The sequence below is a fragment of the Rathayibacter tanaceti genome (genome assembly GCF_001634385.1).
Taxonomy (GTDB): Bacteria; Actinomycetota; Actinomycetes; order Actinomycetales; family Microbacteriaceae; genus Rathayibacter; species Rathayibacter tanaceti.
This window is the reverse complement of sequence record NZ_LIIN01000280.1, coordinates 1-970: the sequence shown is the minus strand read 5'-3', so window position 1 is coordinate 970 and position 970 is coordinate 1. Positions and strand designations below refer to the sequence as shown.

Here is a 970-nt window from a genome sequence, read left to right as displayed (position 1 = left end):
CACGGCGGTGCCCCGGTGTCGGCGGCGCCCTACGGCAGCCCTAGCATCCTGCCGATCTCGTGGGCCTACGCCCGGATGATGGGCGAGGAGGGGCTGCGTGCCGCGACCGGCGCCGCCGTCCTCTCGGCGAACTACGTGGCCGCGCGCCTCCGCGAACACTTCCCCGTGCTGTACACCGGCGAGAACGGCCTGGTCGCGCACGAGTGCATCCTCGACATCCGCCCGCTCACGGCCGCGACCGGAGTGACGGTGGACGACGTGGCCAAGCGCCTCATCGACTACGGCTTCCACGCACCGACCATGAGCTTCCCCGTCGCGGGGACCCTGATGGTCGAGCCGACCGAGAGTGAGGACCTCGCCGAGATCGACCGCTTCATCGAGGCGATGATCGGGATCAGGGCCGAGGCCGACCGGGTCGGCGCGGGGGAGTGGCCGCTGGACGACAACCCGCTGCGAGGCGCTCCGCACACGGCCGAGTGCCTGGTGGCCGAGGAGTGGACCCACCCCTACAGTCGCCAGGAGGCGGTCTACCCGGTCCGCTCGCTCGTGCGCGGCAAGTACTGGCCACCGGTCCGCCGCGTCGACCAGGCCTACGGCGATCGCAACCTGGTGTGCGCCTGCCCGCCGATCGAGGCCTTCGCCTGATCCGCCTGCAGAACGAAGGCTGAGAGCTCAGATCCGCCCTCGGGAGGCGGCTCACGAGGTCTCAGCCTTTGTTATGAGGGGGCGGCGTCGAGTCCTCCGTCGAGGAGCGGTCGCCGAGCGTTTCTCCACAGACGGCGGACGAGGCCCGCTCTCCACAGACCGCGGTCGGTTGGTGCCGACGCGGCTGCCCGCCGGTCATCGTTGCCGGATGGACCGACTACTCGCCGTGCTCGCCGAGCTGGGCGGCTTCGCCTCTGCGGCTCAGCTCGCCGCAGCCGGCTGCACGCGCCATCATCTGCTGAGCGCCGTTCGAACCGGTGCGGTG

General features: G+C 71.1%; 1 pseudogene. It reads left to right on the top strand.

Going from position 1 to position 970, the window contains the following annotated elements:
- Nucleotides 1-645 (top strand): annotated as a pseudogene (locus ACH61_RS15635) (glycine dehydrogenase (aminomethyl-transferring)); the annotation flags it as partial.
- Nucleotides 646-970: the final 325 nt, after the last annotated feature.